Genomic DNA, 19,614 nt, shown 5'->3' with positions numbered 1-19,614 from the left:
GTTTCCGGGGCGTTGGGAACGGGGCGCCTGCCAGCGTCCTCAGGCGAGGTCGAAGCGATCCAGGTTCATCACCTTGGTCCAGGCCGCCACAAAGTCCTTCACGAACTTCTCCTTGGCATCTGCACTGGCGTAGACCTCTGCCAGGGCGCGCAGCTGGGAGTTGGAACCGAACACCAGATCGACCCGGGTTCCGGTCCACTTCACCTTGCCGCTCTGGCGATCACGGCCTTCATAGACTCCCTGGCTGCCAGCCGCCAGCTTCCACTCCGTGCCCATGTCGAGCAGGTTGACGAAGAAGTCGTTGGAGAGGGTACCCGGGGCGGCGGTAAAGACCCCGTGGCAGTTGCCCGCGTTGGTGCCGAGCACCCGCATACCGCCCACCAGTACCGTCATCTCGGGGGCACTCAGGGTGAGCAGCTGCGCCTTGTCGATCAGCATGGTCTCCGCGAAGCCCGCGCACTCGCCCGCGTAGTTGCGAAATCCATCTGCGAGGGGCTCGAGTACCGCGAAGGAGTCCACATCGGTCTGGGCCTGGGAGGCATCCATCCGGCCCGGAGTGAAGGGCACGGTCACGGCGACACCGGCTCTCTTCGCGGCCTGCTCGACCCCCACGCCGCCCGCCAGCACGATGAGATCGGCGAGGGAGACCCGCTTGCCGCCGGTGGCGGAAGCGTTGAAGGTCTGCTGTATCCCGTCGAGGGCTTGAAGCACTTTCGCAAGCTGGGCAGGCTGGTTCACGGCCCAATCCTTTTGCGGGGCGAGCCGGATGCGGGCACCGTTGGCGCCACCGCGTTTGTCAGAGCCACGGAAGGTGGACGCGGAGGCCCAGGCGGTCGACACCAGCTCGGCCACGGACAGGGAGGCCGCCAGGATCTGCTCCTTGAGCAGGGCCACGTCCTTGTCATCGATCAGGGGATGATTGACGGCGGGGATGGGGTCTTGCCAGATCAGCTCCTCTTTGGGCACTTCCGGCCCCAGGTAGCGGGCGATGGGGCCCATGTCGCGGTGGGTCAGCTTGAACCAGGCGCGAGCAAAGGCATCGGCGAAGGCCTGCGGATCCTCGTAGAAGTGGCGGGAGATCTTGCCAAACTCGGGGTCAAAGCGCAGGGTCAGGTCGGTGGTGAGCATGGTCGGCTTGTGGAACTTGCCCGGGATGTGCGCATCGGGAATGATCTCGGGCGCATCCTTGGCCACCCACTGCTTGGCGCCGGCTGGCGACTTGGTCAGCTCCCACTCGTAGTTGAACAGGTTTTCAAAGAAGTTGTTGCTCCACAGGGCCGGTGTCTTGGTCCAGGTTACTTCGAGCCCGCTCGAGACGGTGTCCTTGCCATGGCCGCTGCCGAAGTCGCTCATCCAGCCGAGGCCCTGGGCCTCCAGAGGCGCGGCTTCCGGCTCTGGTCCCTTGTGGGATTCGGGCGCGGCGCCGTGGGCCTTGCCGAAGGTGTGGCCGCCCGCGATAAGGGCCACCGTCTCTTCATCGTTCATGGCCATGCGACCGAAGGTGGAGCGGATGTCCTTGGCCGCCTCCATGTAATCGCCGCTGGCGTTGGGCCCTTCCGGGTTGACGTAGATGAGGCCCATGTGGGTGGCGCCGAAGGGGGCCGTGAGCTCGCGATCGCCCTTGACCCGATCGGGATCGACCCCGAGCCAGGCAATTTCATCCCCCCAGTTGACGTCCTGATCCGGCTCCCACACGTCGGGCCGCCCACCGCCAAAGCCGAAGGTGCGAAAACCCATGGTCTCCAGGGCGACGTTGCCGGCGAGGATCAGCAGATCGGCCCAGGAGATCTTGTTGCCGTATTTCTGCTTGATGGGCCAGAGCAGGCGACGGGACTTGTCGATGTTGACGTTGTCAGGCCAGCTGTTGAGGGGGGCGAAGCGCTGTTGACCACGGCCGCCGCCACCGCGACCGTCGGTGGTGCGATAGGTGCCCGCAGCATGCCAGGTCATGCGGATGAACTGGGGGCCGTAGTGACCGAAGTCCGCCGGCCACCACTCCTGGGAATCCGTCATCAGCTTGACCAGATCTTTCTTGAGTGCCTTGTAATCCAGGCTGGCGAAGGCCTTGGCGTAGTCAAAGTCCTTGTCCATGGGATCGGCGCCGGGGGAATGCTGATGCAGCAGATCCAGCCGCAACTGGTTCGGCCACCAATCTCGATTGGTTCTGCCGACGCCGGCGGTGTGGTTGAAGGGGCATTTGCTTTCTTCACTCATCTCTGTCTCTCCTTGGCAGTCATGTGCAATGCAGACAACTCAGTATGGGAACTTTTCCTGCAACCGGCGGGGCATGTGACAGGCTGGGCCTTGGACCGGCATCGGGGGGTTATCAATAACTCCTTATATTTCAGCTAATTGATTAAGGATGGGATGACCGTATTACGAAAAGATGAATCGGTGCCATCGAATTTGGCTGCTCCTGTACAAGGGATAAGAGAAGGAAGGAGCGCCCTGGCAGCCGTGTTATCAATCTTTTTATCCATAACACGAGGGATCAGACCTGGACTTGCGCTGGGTCATGGCATGGGGAGGGCGTGTCTTGAGCGGGGCAGAAAACCCCATTTTTGTGACGGCGGTCCGGATTGCATTCTGAGCAGGGCACCGAGCGCCAGAGGATGGGGTGGGGGCATTGCGCCAAAAAGCGGGCGGCGCAGAAACAAAAAGACCGGCCAGTGGCCGGTCCAAACAGACAGCGTGCTGCTGTCTCATCAGGCTGATCCCAGCCTGGAGGGGAGAATGGGGTGGCTGATGGGGCTCGAACCCACGACAACCGGAATCACAATCCGGGACTCTACCAACTGAGCTACAGCCACCACTGAAATCTGCCTTCGATACAGTAATCAAACTCATCTGTATCGATGGCGCGCCCTGCAGGATTCGAACCTGCGACCCACGGCTTAGAAGGCCGTACCTGTTAATAGAGTTAAAATGTCATCAGAATACGTCAAACATCAAATAAATATAATACTTTAAAATCAATGTCTTATTGCCGTTAAGTCTGTCTAGGTTAGCTGAGGAAATTTTATGTTGCCAAAATTAGCACTTCAGGCTTCTGCATTTTTAGTTGTTTTTTTGATCTAAAATGGATCATTCACTCGCTCGTACGCAAAAAAAATGAGCCTCGATAGAGGCTCATTTGGGGCGATGCAAGAGGCATTTGTCACATTGGTCAATTATCGTTTTAAGCGTTGCGCTTTCGAACTGAGTCCACCCAAAATTGAATCTGCAATCTCAGTGGGAAATGTATCAGGCAATTGCTGACGAACGATTGATATTACCTCATCCAGATTATCCGTCAGTTCGCTGATGATTTTTTCCATCTGCACTTGTTCAAAACCAATCGCCTTGGCCGTTTGATAAAAATGGCGAGGAAATATCTGCTCTATCGCGTATTTTTTGCCCTTGGTTGCAGTAAGCCCCATGGCCAACTTGGCATCACGGGGATGTAATCCTTTACCACCAAATGCAGGATACATGGAAAGGATGTCGTAAAACGGTGTAAGCCGGAAACGCCCTTCAGGTTCGATAAACACCGAGAAATTCTTGGCATGGCCATCAGTGGCAGCCAGCAGCCAGAACAACACCTGAGACTTCATAAACAGGTACCGATCCTGCTCCGGCGTGGCCGATCCCAGCAGGGTCGTCATGATGTCAGCAATGCCCGGTCCACCATGGCTCTCGTACTTGCGTGCTGACGGTACATTCAACACCTGGCAGAAGTCCTCTTGGGGCAGGCGCATGATCCAACTGCGATCCGTGGCGTAGCGCCGATCGAAGCGTTCCACCGCCAGAGCCTTGACCTTGCCGACCTGCATGATGAAGCAATGGGGAACCGGAAGACCCAATGCTTTGGCGATCAGGGTGCAGAGATATTCGTTTTCTACGCTCTGGGAGAGGTCTATCGAGTAGGAGTGGCTTTCGATCTTGCCAATGGGCAGCTTGATAATGTGGGTGGTTGGGGTCGCTGCATGCGGTAAGCACCAACGGTTGTCGAGGTAGAGTAACGCGGTCTTTTCCTGAGCCCCGGCGATGGATATCCGAAAATCGTCCTCTTCCCTCACCATACCAAGCGGGATCCCTTGCTGGTAGCTGGTCATGATCTGCTCCAGTTCGGCGTCAGAGAGCGGCTTGCACTCAATGCGCTTAACGTCTGGCACAGGTCTGCCCTGAGCCACCAGTTGCAATGCCCCCACGCTGTCCTGGCCAATACAACTGAGCAGATCAAAGGGTTGGGTGGAATCGGCTTGATAGCGCGCCACCACCCGGTTTCTTACTTCCGGGTTATCTGGCAGCAGATTATCGAAGAAGTTATAGGCCTCATCGCCCTGGTAGCGCTGCTGGCGTAATGGCATGGAGAGCGAGATGGGGCGGCTGCCTGGCAACTTCACCCACGATTCATCGTACTGAAATTGGTGAGCACCATTGGTCGCCTTGGTAAAGGTACCTACCCGGTATCCGTTCATGTAGACCGTCAGGCTGGCCATTACCACTCCTCCTTCCAGCCAGGCGTGGCGTTTTCCGCAGGATCGGTGCGGGGCCTGATATCGAGGGAGAGTTCCAGTGCGGCGAGGATCTTGAACAAGGTCTCCAGCTTGGTTGACTCGGGATTGAGCTCGAAGCTGGACACCGTGTCCTGCCTGATCCCCACCTTGCCGGCCACTTTGCCTTGGGAGAGCTTTTGCGAAAGCCTGGCATCCTTGAGACAGGCACTAAGTTGCTTGGCGCTGGTTACTTTCATGATTTGACTTACCTGGTAGCGTAATTTCTTTTAATTTACACGCTGTGGCAGGTATATCAATATTTACCTGCTTTAGGCGGTAAATGTTTTTCACACGCTAAAGGCGGTATTTAACCTTGATCCTCAGGTATGGGTGTCGCACTTTCGATTCAAGGGGCCATTAAAACAAGGTGTAACGAGTTTCAGCAGGAGTGCACTGGGGTTGGCGCAACAAAAGCCAAGGCGGCGATGGTGCGTCGGTTGATCGTCTCTGTCAGTGAGTCCATGATTGTTGCGATCGCTTCACGGGAGCTCACAAGTTCGCACCCGCGTTCGCTTCTTTAAATACCTTCTTGAATTGATGAGCACGAAATTTTGCCAATCTAGCCGAGGTTTCTCGGGAAAATTTGCAAATGCAGTGATGGTGTCATACCAAGCAGCCACCTCCATTGAAGATCTAAACTGGACAGGTCCCCAGTGTTATCGAAAACGGGGGGGCGCAACCAACAAGGTAACTCTGACATGTTGAAACCCATTCTGGTACAGCTCCGAGAGGCCTTGGCCGAGCTGCCCTACTTCACCCATATCGACAACCAGCATGACTACGAAAGTGCGCTGGCACTGATAGATGAGCTGGTGGATGACTACGATAACAACGTCCAGCTGTTAGACCTGCTGGCGGCCAGCATTGAGCGTTGGGAAGATAATGCTGAAGAGTTTGCCGAGTTTAACCGGCGGGTGGCGGCCATCCCTGCGTCATCATCGACATGAACCACTAGGCTAACGTCTTGCCGCCGGGCGCAGCCTACCGCATGAAGTCCGAGCACGACAACAAGCTGCTGATGGATCTTCGATCCAAAAATCGGATGGTTGCACACACTCCAGGGTGGTCAAAATTGGACGCTGAAAACCCCGGATGGATGAGTCAGACAGGAATGCCGCCTGACGGCCTTTGCTTTTCAGTGGTTCGTCTCCATCGGAAGCGCCCAAGTGAATTCCCCTTTATTACTACACCGGGGCCCAGATCAGCAGGCGCTGCCAGTTCGCTCACACAATGAGGGGAGGAGGGCCATGACACGACTAATGCTGCGATGACAATAAGGGGCATCGTAGCGTTGATCTCCAGCCCGCGCTTGATCAACGTTGATTTGCAAGAGCTGAGGGTAGTGATGGCAAGGATGGGATTCTAAATCATAGGTCCTCCAGGTTGACGCTGACGAACTCCGACCGTTTGACTCGCTCATCGACAATACGGTTCAGCTCGGCATCTTCGGCCAGTTCCAGATAGTAGGCGTAGAGCTCAGGCGGCACACAATAGAATGCTGGCTCGTTACGATAGAGGATGGCGACGGCATCGCCTTTTCCCTCTTTGATGGTCCCCATTGGATTGCGTCTGAGCTCTGTGATATTGGCAGTGGTGGCTGCCAGGCTTTGGTAACTCATGATGATGTCCTCGGCATAGAGCACCGCACTATGGAATACCTTAATAGATACTCAACTCGACGATTGTCACAGTATCAATCAGCGCCCATGTTGCGCTTTCCACGCGATAAACTCCGAGGGCCGTAAACCATAGCGTGCCAGAACACCTTCATGCAGCCTTCGCAACTCTTCAACAATCAGTGCCTGTACGGCCGATCGCTCTTGCTGCGGGACGTTCTCTGACACCGCTTGTTCAATGGTGCTGAGTGGATCAAGTTGGATCGACGTGACGACCCCACGGACAGTCTGTTTGATAAGATCCCGCCATGCTAGGCGAAGTGGGTCAGGTTCGGCGAGATCCCGCTTGATGGCAAGATATTCTTGGGTTGAACGTTCATAAGCCCACACGTACAGGTCGCGTAGCAGTTCGATGCGGGCCATTTCGTACACACCGAGGGTGGCGCGGCTGTAGGCCTGTTCTGGTACATCGAGGAAGGTGAGCGGGCAGAGGTTGCCACGAAACAGGGGGAGATTCGCGGCTAGGCGGGAAGTGCGTTTATTGATGTCGGCAAAAGGTTGTAGGTAGGGCAAGTGCACCATCATGAAAAACGATTGTTCAAACGGATCGTGGATCTGATTGGCTTTGCTCAGCACCTCGTCCAGCACCTCTTCGATTTGTTGTGCCGTGGATAACGGGCGATAGATACTTTTACTGATGTCGACAGCATGTTGGCGAATGCGCCCCTCATCGGCAGGGTTGGGTAGCAAGTTTTCCGCCAGGGCGCTGTGCAAGTTCATCAGGGTGTAGCGGTTAAATTCGGCACTGTCGATGTTTTCGACCAGTAACTCGATCGCGGTTTTATGGTTCAGGATCATCTGCGTTTCGATGGCTCCCTTACCCCGCGCGGCCTTGCCGTGCTCGATAAGTTCACGGGTGTCTAGCCTGCTATAGGTATTACCTTCCAGGTGGCTCGATGCCCATGATAAGTCGATCAACAAACGGTTCAGGATCGCTCGACTGTATGTGCCGGCAGGCTCATCGATGTCTGTGGTCTTGCCCATGTTGTGCAACTGACGGCGCAGTGATTCGGACAGGTAACAGGTTTCGTTGGGATGATATGCCTGCAAGAAATCATGCTGATAGCCCACGGGCTTGCGGGCTGGGAGGGGCTGGTCGATATAGGCAAGGATATCCAGGCTGTCGGCAGAGAGTGGGATGAACGCGGGGAAACTGTCCACCTTGGCTATCCGGGGCTCGGTATGGCTCTCGGAGTCAGCATGATAGCGGCGAGCCCGTCCTTCGCCTTGGGCTGTGATGTGGCCGCTTTCAATCAGCTTGGCTATCAGGCGCTGTGCGGTGCGTCTGGCTATGCTCGGGTGGCGGCCCAGCAGTTCAGCCAGCGTCAATCCGCTTTCGGATCCCCTGATAGTCTCTAGTAGGTCTGTGGTCGCTGACATCGTGTTTGTTGGCGCGTTTTTCATATATATGGCGCCATTTTGGCGCAGTTAACTAAACTGCGCCAGTTTTAGTGGCAAGTTTGGCGCAGTTTTGCGGTGGCTTCATAGGTTAACGTTTGGGGTTTGAAAGAGTCCTGCATCGTTGATGGTATGGTTTAGATGGGCTAGTTTAAAGGCGCAATGATACAGGGAGCCGCCTCGCCATGTCCTACGCTGCTTATCGTTCTGTTCGCCAGATCCGCCAACCGAAGGGGCTGATGGCCTCGCTGGCCTTGCCCCAGGAGCTTGTGGGGGCGCATCATCTCATTGTGGCTGGAATGGCTCCCTCCATCGTCAATGAACTGGCTGCGTTGCTGGGCTGCGACGTCAAGATAGTCTGTCAGCTGGTTGGCATTGACCGCTCGACGGTGACACGCAAGCGCACTGCGGCGGCCCTGCTGTCCCGCGCTCAGAGTGCCCGTATCTATTCATTCGTTAGTGTGATGGAGGCTGCGGAGTCGCTGTTCGAGGGGGACAGGGGGAAGGCGCTTGAGTGGTTGAACAAACCTGCCCGGGCGCTGGGAGGAAACCCTCCTGCTACTTTCCTGACGACCGCTGTCGGAGCTCAGGCAGTTATCGATCTCATCGGCCAGATTGAGCATGGCGTCGTCGTTTGATGGCGACCTATCTCGCTGAAGGCGTTACCGCTCGACAGCGGTGTCCAGCATGTGCAGGAGAAAGCCAAGTATTGTTCAATTGACGTCACCCGAGTCAGTCACATTCCCCCTTGCATATCGGCTAAATGATCCCGCTCCCTCGACGATTACCCACTTGGTGAATTGCATCTCCATTCCTGACTTCATTCACAGTACCTGCCTGCGGTAGGCCTGCCATGCGCAGGTTCAGAGGTTCGGTGTGTGGCTGAATCGGTTTATCGCTAAGGAACTGTTTGAAAACAAAATACATTTTTATGTAATGTGTTAGTAACGGGTGATACACGGGGTTTACATGAGGACGAAGGAGTCAGGGAACTATCAGATCCATCCGGCGTTAGTCGCGTTTCGTGAGGCGTGGTTGGAGTTGGGCTTCAAGACTGGGCTGCCGATTGCCGATCAATTCCATACGCTCTGGGAGTCAGCCATTATTCTCTATCGTCCCTTGTCGTCAGGCGATGATGTGGGCAGTGCGCTTATGATCGTAGGGCCATTGTTGCCAGTATTGTCTTGGCCGTCGCCAATCAAACCGCCGCCTGGGCAACGATTGATCCCCTGCGGGCTGAATGATGGTGAGGTCGAGCAGCATCTGGCCGGGGAGTGGCTGAGGTTGATGACGCTGTTAGGGGAGCCCCGTCTCATCGAATGCAGCCGACGAATTTTCAATCGCGTTCTGACAGACGAGCAGCGTCTTAACTGGTTTCAGAAGAAGCGGTTGTCTCAAGACTATTGGGCCAAGGTGTGCGGGTTGTCCCGGGAACAGCTGGCGCATGCTCAGGAGGCGCTGAGCAAGTCCCGGCAAAAAGACAAAAAGAACGGGATGGTATCGGTGCCCGAACCTAACTTCTTCTTGCAGAGGTTAGCCGATGAGTGATGACCTTTCGCAGGAGCAGGCAGTGGAGGGTCTTGACGCTGAACCCGCCCGTTCCCTTACCCGACAGCTGGTGTTTCCGGAGGCGTTGGCCGAGTGGCACCGGCAAATCCTTGAATCGTTGCAAGCCTGCTGTCAGGGGATCCTGGGATTGGATCCAACACTGACCGCGTTGTTGGCCGCCGAGCTGCAGTGGATCGATTCTGTCTCATCCAAAGAGATGCTGCCCCCATCGCCACTCTCTGCCATGCAAATGCGTGAGCGGTTGAGTAAAGATCGGAGACTCAGCCAATTCTATCTCGTTGACGCCATCTTGGCGGAATTGCGTAGTGGCCATAGCCTCAACGGTGAGCTATTTGCTCAGCTCAAGTCCGTGACGATCCTGGCCGTCTTGGCGTTATCACATATCAATTTTTCTCAGGGTATTGCCGAGCGGGACCAAACGGTCGAAGAGGCGCTGCGCAACGTCAGGCTGATGGCGAACAATCAACGTGAGGTGATGATTAAGGCCCTGTCTGAGGTCGATTTTACGCAGCCGATACTGACGCTATTGCAAGCCATCAAGATCCAGAGAGAGCAATATGCCAATAACAAGCAGGTGAGCGTCAATACAGGGGCCTTGGAGGCCCTACTGAGCCGACTCTATAAGGCGCGAGCCAAAGAGATCAAAACGGGTACCCGGTCAACCGGCGAACGCCAGCGGTTCCAACTGGAGGCGCGTTATCAAGAGCAGCTCGACGAGCAGACCCAAATCCTGTTGCTACGGGAGGTTCTGCTGCAGCGCGGCAAAGTCAAACTGAGGTATCCTGATTTTCACAGACAGTCCCGATTGTTACGATGAGACAATCGGGGGTATTGAATGAAATCGAGAGAACACTATTCACCAGAGTTTCGGGCAGAGGCGGTTCGACTGGTGTTGGAGCAAGGCCTTGGCCAAGCTGAAGCCGCCAGAAGGTTGGGTATTGCCAAAGGCACACTGAGCAACTGGGTGGTCGCAGCCAAAGGAGGAAAGGATACATCGGCCATTCCCGGAGCGCGTTCTGTCGCCGAGCTGGAGGCTGAAGTGGCCCGGCTACGCAAAGCTCTCGCACAAGCCAACATGGAGCGCGACATCATAAAAAAGGCCGCCGCGTACTTTGCTCAGGAGTCACTGCCAAGTACGCGTGGATAGCCAACCAACAGGACATCTATCCCATTTCCGTTATCTGTCGTGTGCTGGAGGTCTCTCGTGCGGGCTTCTACCACTGGCGCCAGCGTCCACCGTCACAGCGCCAACAAGAAGATGAACGACTCAAGGTCGCCATTCGGGCTGCTCACAGCAAGACGCGCCAGACCTATGGCGCATCGCGTTTACAAGCTGAGTTGGCCGCCGAAGGATTTTACGCTGGGCGGGACCGGATTGGGCGATTGCGCCGTGAAATGGGGTTGTCTTGCAAACAAAAGCGCAAATTCAAGGCGACAACCCATTCTGCTCATTCCCTGCCCGTGGCGGAGAATCTCCTTGGTCAGGTCTTTGCGCCGACGAAGCCCAACGAAGTCTGGACCGGTGATATCACCTATATTGCCACCGACGAAGGCTGGCTTTATCTGGCTGGTCTCAAGGATGTGTTTACCTGTGAGATAGTGGGTTATGCGATGGGAGAGCGAATGACCACCGGGTTGGTCAGTCAGGCGCTGTTTCGGGCTGTGCAGCAGAAGAGGCCACCCGTTGGGCTTATTCATCACACAGACCGGGGCAGTCAGTACTGTGCCAAGGCTTACCGGGCTCTCCAGGTACAATTTGGCATGCAGACCTCCATGTCACGCAAGGGGAACTGCTTCGACAATGCCCCGATAGAAAGCTTCTGGGGGTCTCTTAAAAATGAACTGGTTCACCACCATAGATTCGAGACGAGAGCGGAGGCCAAGGCAGCGATTCAGGAATACATAGAGATTTTTTACAACCGCCAGCGTCGGCATTCACGACTTGGCAATGTCAGCCCGGCGGAGTTTAACAAGAGGTATTGGAGAACTGCTCAGGCTGCTTGATCCGGGACTGTCCGATCTTGTCAGGACACCTCATTTATTGGTTGGACACGGTTGGAGGACATTGAGTAGTAGCGCGCAGGTGGATTGTTTAGCGCGAGCAAATGAGCGAGCTGGCACGGCCTTGACCATGCGACAGCTGCAAAACTACCAGCGTGCTTGGTTGCAAAGAGAGGGGATTGATAGCGCCATTGCCGGTATCCTGCGTGGCAAGGCGGCTCAGCAATGTTCCCCTATGGCCTACAGTCATGTGCCACGTAAAGACGTGTTGCAGATCTGGTGCCGTTATTTGGCCTCCATGGGGATGACCGCGGTGGTGCTGGCACCGGAATTAGAACAAGGAGCTGTCGGATCACGCCTCTATCCTAGCGTTGGCGAGCTTGCTCGACTCCTAGGAAATTATCAGCAGTACCTCTGTGCACGACTCAGTGGGTCACGGCAGCAGCGTCCAACGCTGACGCAATATCATAACCTCCTCGTGCGCCACAGTTTGTTGATCCTCCATCTTTCTACTGCCGCCAGGCCCGTGACGGAGATGTACGGCAGGCGTGGCGATTACTGCCTCATCAGTCGCTTTATCCGGCTGACAGACAAAGAGGGACGATCTGTGAGCTCGGCCAGGTTGGTGCCATTGTCAGCGTTGGCAGTGCAGCAACTGCAAGCCTGGGAGCGCTATTTGACATATTTGGCATGTCAGCGTGAGCCGCTGCTGGCGCCGTTAGTGTCGGCGGCGGAGCAAGCATTGAGTGGAGCTGGAGCGCTCCTGTTCTGGGCGGTCGAGGCCAAAGATGGCAGCCTGGAAGGCACAGAAATCGTCACCCCAAATTCGATGATGAGGCAGTTCGAAAATCTGTTGCCCCTGGCGCCAAACTGGCATCGCCATTCGGTGCGCAGCCACCTGCTGGAGCAAGGCGTGGCCACCGAGTTTATCGATGCGCTGCTTGGTCATGAGGAGATGGGGACAGAGTTCACAAACCAGTACAGTAGTGCGGCGTTGAGCGATCTATTTACCCTGACGGACGTGCTGGACAAATGGCATCAAACCCTCGGGTTGAAGGTGATGGGCGAATGGACAATCCACTGATCGATTGGCGTGAACAGCTTCGAAAGGAAGATGAGCGTGCAGCGAACGTTCTTCGGTCTGGTCGGGCTATGCGTCGGGATCGTCTCAAACGTGCTCAGGTGCAAATAGAGCGTCGAGCACTGGATGCGCTGTTGCAACATTTGCCCGGCCTATTCAAGGAGCCAGCCGATGTCCGAGGGTTTGAGTATCTGTGGCCATTGGCGATGAGCACGTTGACGGGCAAGTATAGGCGACAGTCTGAATTCAAGGCTGGGCTGCGAGCCATCCTGCTTTGCCTGCAGCAGGGCAATACCAGCGGGTATTGGCAGTTGCCGTTGCCGACAATCCCCCTGACGGTGCTTCGGCGCCCGCTACCTTACACTGAAAAGTGGTTTGACAAAGCGCAGCGCTGTAGTCAAGCGCTGCTGAACTGGCATAGACAGATCGAGGCCCGCGACACTAGCCTGATCGAAGCTGAAGTTTTACTGGCCGACATTCTTCATAGCGCGGTGTTTTACTGCGGTGTACACCAGACGGCGATTTTGCACGCACTGATGCTGGCCATCGCTGAGCGGCGAAGATTATGCACGAATGGCTCAGTTGTTTGGTTGCCTTTGACGTTAGAGAGCAAGGCGTTGGCCACCAATGCGCACGATAGAGCAGGGAAGGGGGTTACCGAGCTCCAGATTTTCCTAAGCCTGCCGACTCTGGGGTTGGTACAGCGCTGGTATCGTCGGCGCGGCAAAACGTTTGAGCTTGCCGTTGAGCTCGACACATTCAGCTTATGGGCCCAGAGACATCTGACTGCACCCCTGCGCGGGATCAAAGAGTTTTGCCAAGGGGCGAGTCTGGTAACCGGTGGGCAAGCCGGGGTCCGCTGGCCACAGATCCTGACTCATGTGGCATCTGGGGCGTTACACAGTGTACCACTGCCTCATGAACACTGGCTTTCACTGCATCATCCGACGGTTGCGGATGGTCACCAAGTGGTGTGTTTGGCGCAGGAGGCGAGTACCGGATTAGTCGATAACCTGACGGCAGGCAGTTCCAAGCGTCGGCGCTACCATGGCGAAGACCACCCTTATTCATCCTTACTGGCTCGGTTGCGAACGGTGTTGGCGGAAAAGGAGAGCGCGACTCGCAAGCAGACGAAGGCAAGCTGCCTCGCAGGACTGAATCGGTTGCGCAATGAGCAGACCCTCAGCAAGTCAGAGCAGATCCTGGTCGGGTGGCTACATCAATGCATCGCAAAGAACAAAAACAAGCCTTCGACGCTGCGCAGTTACCTTAGTCGCGGTGGTCAGCAATGGCTTGTTCGGTGCTTTGATCATGATCTCGGCTTATGGGATGGCGATCGTTTTCTGAGCTGTTATCGAGCATTGCTGGAAGAGTATGGGGGGACTTCAAATCTGGTCGTCGACCCGGCGCTCTCTGGTGCGGTTGAACGGACGGACCTGGAAAGATCCTCCTCCGCAGAGCCGGAAAGTTCCTCTTCCGAGGCGCCCGTTAGCCAAAAGAATGCTGTCAGCTACATGGCTGCACGCTTGACCAGCCTGCACAGCTATGCGGTGGCCGAGTTACCACTTGGCCCCATTGCCGGAGGAGCTGGTCCCGCGCGAGCGCCAGCGGCCCCATGTGCGTGCCACCTATCTCAGTGAACCTCTCTTTCGACAGTTGCTGCGTGGAATGGAGCGGATGACGCACACCTCATCGAGTTACCGAGAGTGTCTGAGCGCGTTATACATCGTGGCTTATCGTGCTGGACTGCGCTTGAGCGAGATCCAAAAGCTCAGGTTGAAAGATATCGAACGCAGTCCAGAGTGCTGGCTATATATTCGCGATACCCGGCTTGATGATGGCAAGAGTGACAGTGCCACCCGCAAGATCCCCCTGGGGGTCTTGCTGACCCCGGAAGAGCGTACTCGATTGGATGCGTACTTGTCTGGGTTATGGCCGCGAAAGGCGAAAAACGCGAACGCGCTGGCGTTTCCCTCACAGAGCGGTTGGTTGATACCGATGTCGGATGAAGAGATCAGGGGGCCGTTAACCAGTATCCTTCGGCAGGTTGGTGGGAAATACTATACCTTCCATCATCTGCGGCATACGGCATTGAGCCGCCTGCAACTGCTGCTACATCACGAAGCTCTGGCACTGCACAGTTTGCCAGGGTGGGCACATTTCCTGCCTTGGTCGGCCGCACAGTGTACCGCTATCTACCAGACCATCACACACTCATCCACTCAGGGGGATTATTGGGCGCTGGCCCAGTTTGCTGGCCATCAGAGCCCGGAGACGACGTTGCACTCATATTTGCATTTTACCCACTGGGTCAATGCAGCGTGTCTGTTGCAGGCCAAGTACGACTGGTCTTTGTCACTGCGACACCACTTCACCGGGCTGTCTCGTGCAAAGCTCACACAGAACGACTGGTTGGAGGGGCCCTTGACATGGCAGCGCTGCCGGGAGGCCCTGCTCCAGTCGCTTTCGCCTTATCTTCAACAGGTCTCCTGGGTCCTGATGGAGTGTGCACCTTACCCTCCCTTGGTTAAACACAAGCTGGATTTTGATGCCGCTCTGGAGCTGATCGCACGGTTCGCACGACATGAAGATATCACCGATCAACTCAATCGTTATCAACTCACACCCGCTATGGTCGATGAGTTAGTTGAAAAAATTCATTTACTTAAAGCATTTAAGACTCAGCGGGGAGCACAGCGATTGCTCTACTCAACGTCACATCATCTGAATTTGCTTCCTGGAGCCTTGCGCAGTCATAAGGAGCAAGTCGAACTCCGTAAAGTGGTTAAACTGGCTCGCCAGGTCTATCGCGAGCAACGAGCGGCTTTCATCGAATGGATTGGCTATCTGCTAGTCCGAAGCAATACTCGCAACACTGGGATCCCCTTCACGGATCCACAGATGTTGCAAGCCTTCCTGAGTGTGACGGTGTTACTGCTGCCAGCGACACGGATTGCGATCGAGGTACGATGTGGCGCCAAACGGAGTGAAAAATCCCCATGGCGGGAGGTCATCTCACGCTATCGCGTGAAGAGTGAATTCATTGAAAAAAGTGGGGCTAACCGGGCACTACTGCGAATAATTCATCCTGACGAGGCGGGTATCTGTCAGCGTTTTACTGAGCGGCAGCAAAATGCTGACACGGTAAAACCAATGGCGCGCTACAGCACTCCGTTGCTGCGGACAGTCGCCTATGTCGTGGCGCTGAAAGTAATGAGCATCCAAGAGCTGGTATCGCTAGGTAACAAGAAGAAAGCCGACTTTGCACGTCAAACCGCGCGTGAGCTTACAGATTGAACGTGCAACATGCTGAAATAGAATAAAAATCTATTTGCTTCGCCATTTTGCCAGCTGCCTGACCACTGCGCGCTGCGCATCTGATGTGGATAGGCCTTGAAGGGGCAGGAATTGCTCTGCTTGCCGGCGCTGCTGTCGAGGGCTGAACCAGCTTTTCCCATCCTTATCCATGTTCCAAGGGCTCGAAACGGCGCGTTGGAGTATTGGCAAAAAGTCATCCGTCGTTGCGTCGCGTGATAGCTGGCCACGCAACTGAGCGCGCCAGCGTTTGTGCCAAATCCGCTTGTCTTCAGCTTCAGACGTCGCTGTTGTGTAGCCAAACATGGGGGTCTTTCGTCGACTTCGGCTCATTTTTTTACCTCATCTCAGGGGGGATGAAAATTTATCCGGAGTATCGATGGGAAAGTGCATATTGATGAGGTGAGGAAGGCTGGGATGGTCAGATTGACTACCACGTCACCGTTCCCCTGACCTCGTTAAACCAGACCTTTTGGGTTCTCTCGTAAGAGTCTTTTGTTACATTCCACCGAGATTCTCGGGAGGGTGACCCACCACTTCAAACAAATCACCAATCTCAATTCTTAAATGGTGGCATAACTGTTCTATTACTTCTAACTCCACTCGCGTTGCCGTCTCATTGTAGAGACGATGCAAAGTGTTTCGATTGATACCCGTATCTCTGGCAACTTCGGCAACTTTGAGTTTCCGTTCACCCAAAATTCGGGATAGATGGCACTTAATCATCACTCCTCCATAGAAAAAAGACCTGCAGGATGGCAAAAATCGTTGCACTAACGATTTGTGGTGCTAAAATCCCTCCTGTGGTGCATTTGTTTTTTTTTGAAGAGAAAAAAGAGAGGATATGATTATGGCATACACCTACCTGACAACAGAAGAGCTCTCTGCTCGCATCAAGTTCGATCCACGTACTATCCGCAATCAGCTGAAAGACTCTGTCCTGCTCGAAGGGCTGCACTATATTCGCCCGTTTGGCGGTCGTAAGTTGTTGTTTCTCTGGGAGCCTATCGAAGAGGAAATGCTCAAGCACAGCGCAATGTTCGAGTCGTTTCAGGGCTAGGGGAGGTGGATTCTTATGGCAACAGTATATAGCCTTAACCAATTGCTTTACCTCGATTTTTGCTTCAAGGGGAAGCGCTGTCGTGAGCGCACTGGGTTACCCGATACAAGCCAAAATCGCCACAAACTGAAGCAGTATTGTGAACGGTTGGAGGCACAAATCACCCTCGGGCAGTTTGATTTTTGCAAAACCTTCCCAAACAGCCCGCGTTGTGGCTACTTCACCAAACTGGCCGAGCGGGAAGCCGTGTTGCGGGCTGGGTGCCCTCTGTTGTCTGATTTTGCTGAGCAGTGGTACCAGGAAAAATCGGCCGAGTGGCGAACCTCCCAGCAGGAGACCATCCGCGACATTCTTGATTGCCATCTGCTGCCGCACTTTGGCAATCAGCCGCTGAGCGTGATCGATAAGTCTGCGATCTTGGCATTCAGGACAATGATCGCTCGTTTGCCCGGGAGAGGTGGCAAGCCGATCTCAGCCTCACGGGTCAACCACATCATGACGCCGCTTCGCATGATGTTGGCAGATGCGGCAGATCGGTTCGGTTTTGACTCGCCCTGGCGCAATATCCGAGCACTCAAGATCCCCCGTAGCAACATCATGCCCTTCAGTCTTGAAGAGATTGGTCGACTGCTGGCAGTGGTGAGGGCTGACTTTCGCCCTTATTACACCATCCGGTTTTTTACCGGGCTACGTTCGAGCGAGATCCACGGTTTAACCTGGCGCCACATCGATTTCGAGCGCCGGCAGATCCTGGTGTATCAGGCATGGGTCCGCAATGAACTGATCCCGACGAAAACCGATGGCTCCTATCGCGCGGTGCAGATGAGTGAGCAGGTTTATCAGGCATTTCTCACTCAACGCGACCGCTACGATGGCAAGGTCTCACCAGATGGGTTTGTTTTCTGCACGAAGCACGGCAGCCCGTTCGAGGATCGCAATGTGGCCAATCGGGTGTGGTACCCATTGCTGTCGTTGTTAAAGCTGGAGAAGCGCAAGCCCTATCAGACAAGGCATACCGCCGCCACGCTCTGGCTCGCGGCAGGTGAGAGCCCTGAGTGGATAGCAAAGCAACTGGGCCATAACAGCACTCAGATGTTATTCCGGGTCTATTCCCGTTACGTGCCTGATCTGTCGGGTCGGGATGGGCATGCCTTTGAGCAGATGTTGGCGGGATTCGAGCAGCAGCGGCTTGCCTCGAAGGCGCTGGCGGAAAGGTGGGATTCACACGATGGGGAGGCGGGTCATGGTACACGTCACTGAATATGCGGATTGCGGCGAACTGATGTGGGCAACCAGACTGGCGGATAGCGAGGGCGAGTATGAGTGTTGGGAATTGTTATCGCCAAAGGCCGTCCATCGAGTCTCGGTCTCAGATAAATGCATGGCAACTATTGCGCCGTCGGGGCAGCTGGTACTGGCAATGCTGGGGATGGAGCAGCAGTCTGTCACATTGCGCAGTTGTCGCGCTCTGGAAGGCATCACAGGGGACGAGGGGCGTCAACTGTGGGAGTTTCACCTTGGTTTGGCCCTCAATGAGTCGCATGGCCAGATGATCCAGGCACTGTGGCGCTTCTATGCCATGTTACCGCCCGGCGGGTTACGGCGCTTTTCCCTCGGGATCCTACGTGACCGGCGTTTTATCACCGGGTTTTATCGAGGCAGGGCGAGCCATCACCATCATCATGACCATGTGGGTGGCTTGCTGGAGCACAGTGTAGAAGTGGCGATGACAGCCAGGATGTTGTGTCGTCAATACCGGCTTGATGGACGCACCGCCGACGTCGCCTTCCTAGGGGGATTGCTGCACGATGTGGGCAAACTCTACCTCTACTACAACGTGGAAGCCGGAGAGGGGATCTGCTCCCAGCATGAAGCCCTGAACTTCATGAAGTTGGAGCCACACCTGCAAAGTCTGATGAGCCAGGATCCCCGGGCATTTGAAGCCCTGTCGGCCTGCTTGTCCGCATCGATTGGCAAGCCGCTTATCCAGTATATGCCGGAGACTATCGTCAAGATGGCGGATCGATTATCGGCCGAAGTATTCAACTGGCGCAGGGTGTTTGCAGGATTGCCCGATTTTTACTGGTTTCGGAAATCGACCAGCGATACGCGGATTTACAAGCGGCTGGATTGATGGCGTGGTCGTGGGCTTAAACCGGTTTTAAAGAAGAGCTGGCAAGATGGTGGCATCACCCACAACGTCCGATGGGGCTCTTGCCGGGGGTAAACAGGTTGCGTGTTGAGATAATGCGGGAGGCAATATGTTGGTAAAAGCGATAGTTCCGACGGAGCAGGTCGTAGATGTTATCTGTGATGTGTGTGGTGACTTTCTGGAATTGGATTTTGCTTTTGGCCATGATCTCGCACCTCGATAACTGTACGTAAGATCAGTATAGTTCGTGGTAACTGACTGCTAATCATGGGTAATCAGGAAGGGTTTAATCAGATAGCAAAACACCGAGATGTTGGTAGTCACACAAGGGAAGGTGCGAATAAGTGGGTAGCACCTTCCTCTTTGATTGCTAGGTCGATTTTTGACTCGGCCCTTTTCTAAAATTGCCCCATTTTCTTCAAAAATCAGGCTTTATAACCATTTTCACCCCCTTTCTGGGGGTATTCCCCGATTTTAGGTAGATCTTTCCTGTGCCCTTATCAATTGATCCGCGAATTCAACTTCGAAGTGCGACACTCGCCTATGCCGCCTGACGGTACTCTTCGAATACCTTGACAGGCTGCCTGAATCCGAGACATTTCCGAGGTCGTAGGTTGAGCCACTGCTCCGCTCTCCTGACATCCTCGTCCGTGACCTCTCTCAGGTCTGTTCCCTTTGGGATAAACTGCCTCAACAGCCCATTGCTGTTCTCGTTCAGACCGCGCTCCCACGAAGAGTAAGGGTGCGCAAAGTAAGTCTCGGCACCCAGCGCTTCCTCTATCGCCTTGTGTTCGGCAAACTCGCCGCCGTTGTCAAAGGTGATA

Annotated in this window: 18 protein-coding genes and 1 tRNA gene; 11 read left to right on the top strand and 8 right to left on the bottom strand. The window is 55.1% G+C overall.

The annotated features are described in order from the left end of the window. Positions 1-39: 39 nt before the first annotated feature. The 4 genes from katG to J9893_RS18065 all read right to left on the bottom strand — a co-directional run bounded on the left by katG (position 40) and on the right by J9893_RS18065 (position 4,735). Positions 40-2,214, bottom strand: a complete 2,175-nt coding sequence (gene katG / locus J9893_RS18080; protein ID WP_210600125.1) for a catalase/peroxidase HPI — start codon at positions 2,212-2,214, stop codon at positions 40-42. A gap of 520 nt (positions 2,215-2,734) precedes the next feature. Then, a tRNA-His gene (locus J9893_RS18075) sits at positions 2,735-2,810 on the bottom strand. A gap of 360 nt (positions 2,811-3,170) precedes the next feature. Next, complete coding sequence (locus J9893_RS18070; RefSeq protein WP_005329232.1) at positions 3,171-4,481, bottom strand: type II toxin-antitoxin system HipA family toxin; 1,311 nt, start codon at positions 4,479-4,481, stop codon at positions 3,171-3,173. Next, entirely contained in the window at positions 4,481-4,735 is a 255-nt protein-coding gene (locus J9893_RS18065) for a helix-turn-helix domain-containing protein (protein ID WP_005329233.1), read from the bottom strand. The genes J9893_RS18070 and J9893_RS18065 overlap by 1 nt, the downstream gene beginning before the upstream one ends. A 501-nt stretch (positions 4,736-5,236) precedes the next feature. Between J9893_RS18065 and J9893_RS18060 the strand changes: the two genes are divergently transcribed. Continuing rightward, positions 5,237-5,485 (top strand): hypothetical protein, encoded by a 249-nt coding sequence (locus J9893_RS18060; RefSeq protein WP_010674978.1) that lies wholly within the window; start codon positions 5,237-5,239, stop codon positions 5,483-5,485. Between the two features lie 420 nt (positions 5,486-5,905). Here the strand turns inward: J9893_RS18060 and J9893_RS18055 are convergent, their stop codons facing one another. Together J9893_RS18055 and J9893_RS18050 are read right to left on the bottom strand one after the other, a co-directional pair. Further along, complete coding sequence (locus J9893_RS18055) at positions 5,906-6,157, bottom strand: plasmid stabilization protein (protein ID WP_010674977.1); 252 nt, start codon at positions 6,155-6,157, stop codon at positions 5,906-5,908. Positions 6,158-6,235: 78 nt separating this feature from the next. After that, the gene (locus J9893_RS18050; RefSeq protein ID WP_021140687.1) at positions 6,236-7,543 is read right to left on the bottom strand and encodes a Fic family protein; all 1,308 of its coding nucleotides are present in this window, start codon (positions 7,541-7,543) and stop codon (positions 6,236-6,238) included. 254 nt (positions 7,544-7,797) lie between these two features. Here J9893_RS18050 and J9893_RS18045 point away from each other — a divergent pair, with 254 nt between their 5' ends. The 7 genes from J9893_RS18045 (at position 7,798) to J9893_RS21805 (ending at position 15,560) form a co-directional block, all read left to right on the top strand. Further along, positions 7,798-8,250, top strand: coding sequence for an antitoxin Xre/MbcA/ParS toxin-binding domain-containing protein (locus tag J9893_RS18045; RefSeq protein WP_021140686.1), 453 nt, complete (start codon positions 7,798-7,800; stop codon positions 8,248-8,250). A gap of 331 nt (positions 8,251-8,581) precedes the next feature. Beyond that, on the top strand, positions 8,582-9,160 hold the full coding sequence (locus J9893_RS18040; RefSeq protein WP_021140685.1) for a hypothetical protein: 579 nt from the start codon (positions 8,582-8,584) through the stop codon (positions 9,158-9,160). Continuing rightward, positions 9,153-9,998 (top strand): hypothetical protein, encoded by an 846-nt coding sequence (locus J9893_RS18035; RefSeq protein ID WP_246875642.1) that lies wholly within the window; start codon positions 9,153-9,155, stop codon positions 9,996-9,998. The genes J9893_RS18040 and J9893_RS18035 overlap by 8 nt, the downstream gene beginning before the upstream one ends. A gap of 18 nt (positions 9,999-10,016) precedes the next feature. Beyond that, a protein-coding gene (locus J9893_RS18030) for an IS3-like element ISAeme20 family transposase (protein WP_085943968.1) occupies positions 10,017-11,185 on the top strand; the annotation gives its coding sequence in 2 pieces (ribosomal slippage) (positions 10,017-10,272 and positions 10,272-11,185; 1,170 coding nt in all). Positions 11,186-11,312: 127 nt separating this feature from the next. Beyond that, positions 11,313-12,266, top strand: coding sequence for a hypothetical protein (locus J9893_RS18025; RefSeq protein ID WP_246875640.1), 954 nt, complete (start codon positions 11,313-11,315; stop codon positions 12,264-12,266). Beyond that, complete coding sequence (locus J9893_RS21810; RefSeq protein ID WP_246875639.1) at positions 12,251-13,903, top strand: hypothetical protein; 1,653 nt, start codon at positions 12,251-12,253, stop codon at positions 13,901-13,903. The genes J9893_RS18025 and J9893_RS21810 overlap by 16 nt, the downstream gene beginning before the upstream one ends. Positions 13,904-14,015: 112 nt before the next feature. Beyond that, positions 14,016-15,560: a site-specific integrase gene (locus J9893_RS21805; protein WP_246875638.1), complete on the top strand. Its 1,545-nt coding sequence runs from the start codon at positions 14,016-14,018 to the stop codon at positions 15,558-15,560. 516 nt (positions 15,561-16,076) lie between these two features. Here the strand turns inward: J9893_RS21805 and J9893_RS18015 are convergent. Next, a complete protein-coding gene (locus J9893_RS18015; protein ID WP_059169915.1) occupies positions 16,077-16,304 on the bottom strand; it encodes a helix-turn-helix transcriptional regulator in 228 nt (75 codons plus the stop codon). A gap of 124 nt (positions 16,305-16,428) precedes the next feature. Between J9893_RS18015 and J9893_RS18010 the strand changes: the two genes are divergently transcribed. Genes J9893_RS18010 through J9893_RS18000 form a run of 3 tightly spaced genes read left to right on the top strand, consistent with a single transcriptional unit; the run spans position 16,429 to position 18,772 of the window. Then, the gene (locus tag J9893_RS18010; RefSeq protein WP_021140683.1) at positions 16,429-16,638 is read left to right on the top strand and encodes a hypothetical protein; all 210 of its coding nucleotides are present in this window, start codon (positions 16,429-16,431) and stop codon (positions 16,636-16,638) included. Positions 16,639-16,653: 15 nt separating this feature from the next. Further along, complete coding sequence (locus J9893_RS18005) at positions 16,654-17,898, top strand: tyrosine-type recombinase/integrase (RefSeq protein ID WP_010674969.1); 1,245 nt, start codon at positions 16,654-16,656, stop codon at positions 17,896-17,898. Beyond that, positions 17,882-18,772 (top strand): HDOD domain-containing protein, encoded by an 891-nt coding sequence (locus J9893_RS18000; protein ID WP_223916935.1) that lies wholly within the window; start codon positions 17,882-17,884, stop codon positions 18,770-18,772. The genes J9893_RS18005 and J9893_RS18000 overlap by 17 nt, the downstream gene beginning before the upstream one ends. 559 nt (positions 18,773-19,331) lie before the next feature. Here J9893_RS18000 and J9893_RS17995 read toward each other — a convergent pair. Beyond that, the coding region (locus J9893_RS17995) for an IS30 family transposase (RefSeq protein ID WP_210600855.1) at positions 19,332-19,614 on the bottom strand (283 nt) is incomplete at its 5' end.

The sequence above is a fragment of the Aeromonas sp. MaB10011B genome (genome assembly GCF_017939325.1).
Taxonomy (GTDB): Bacteria; Pseudomonadota; Gammaproteobacteria; order Enterobacterales; family Aeromonadaceae; genus Aeromonas; species Aeromonas caviae.
The sequence above is the reverse complement of the archived record's forward strand: the minus strand, read 5'-3'. Positions and strand labels throughout refer to the sequence as shown.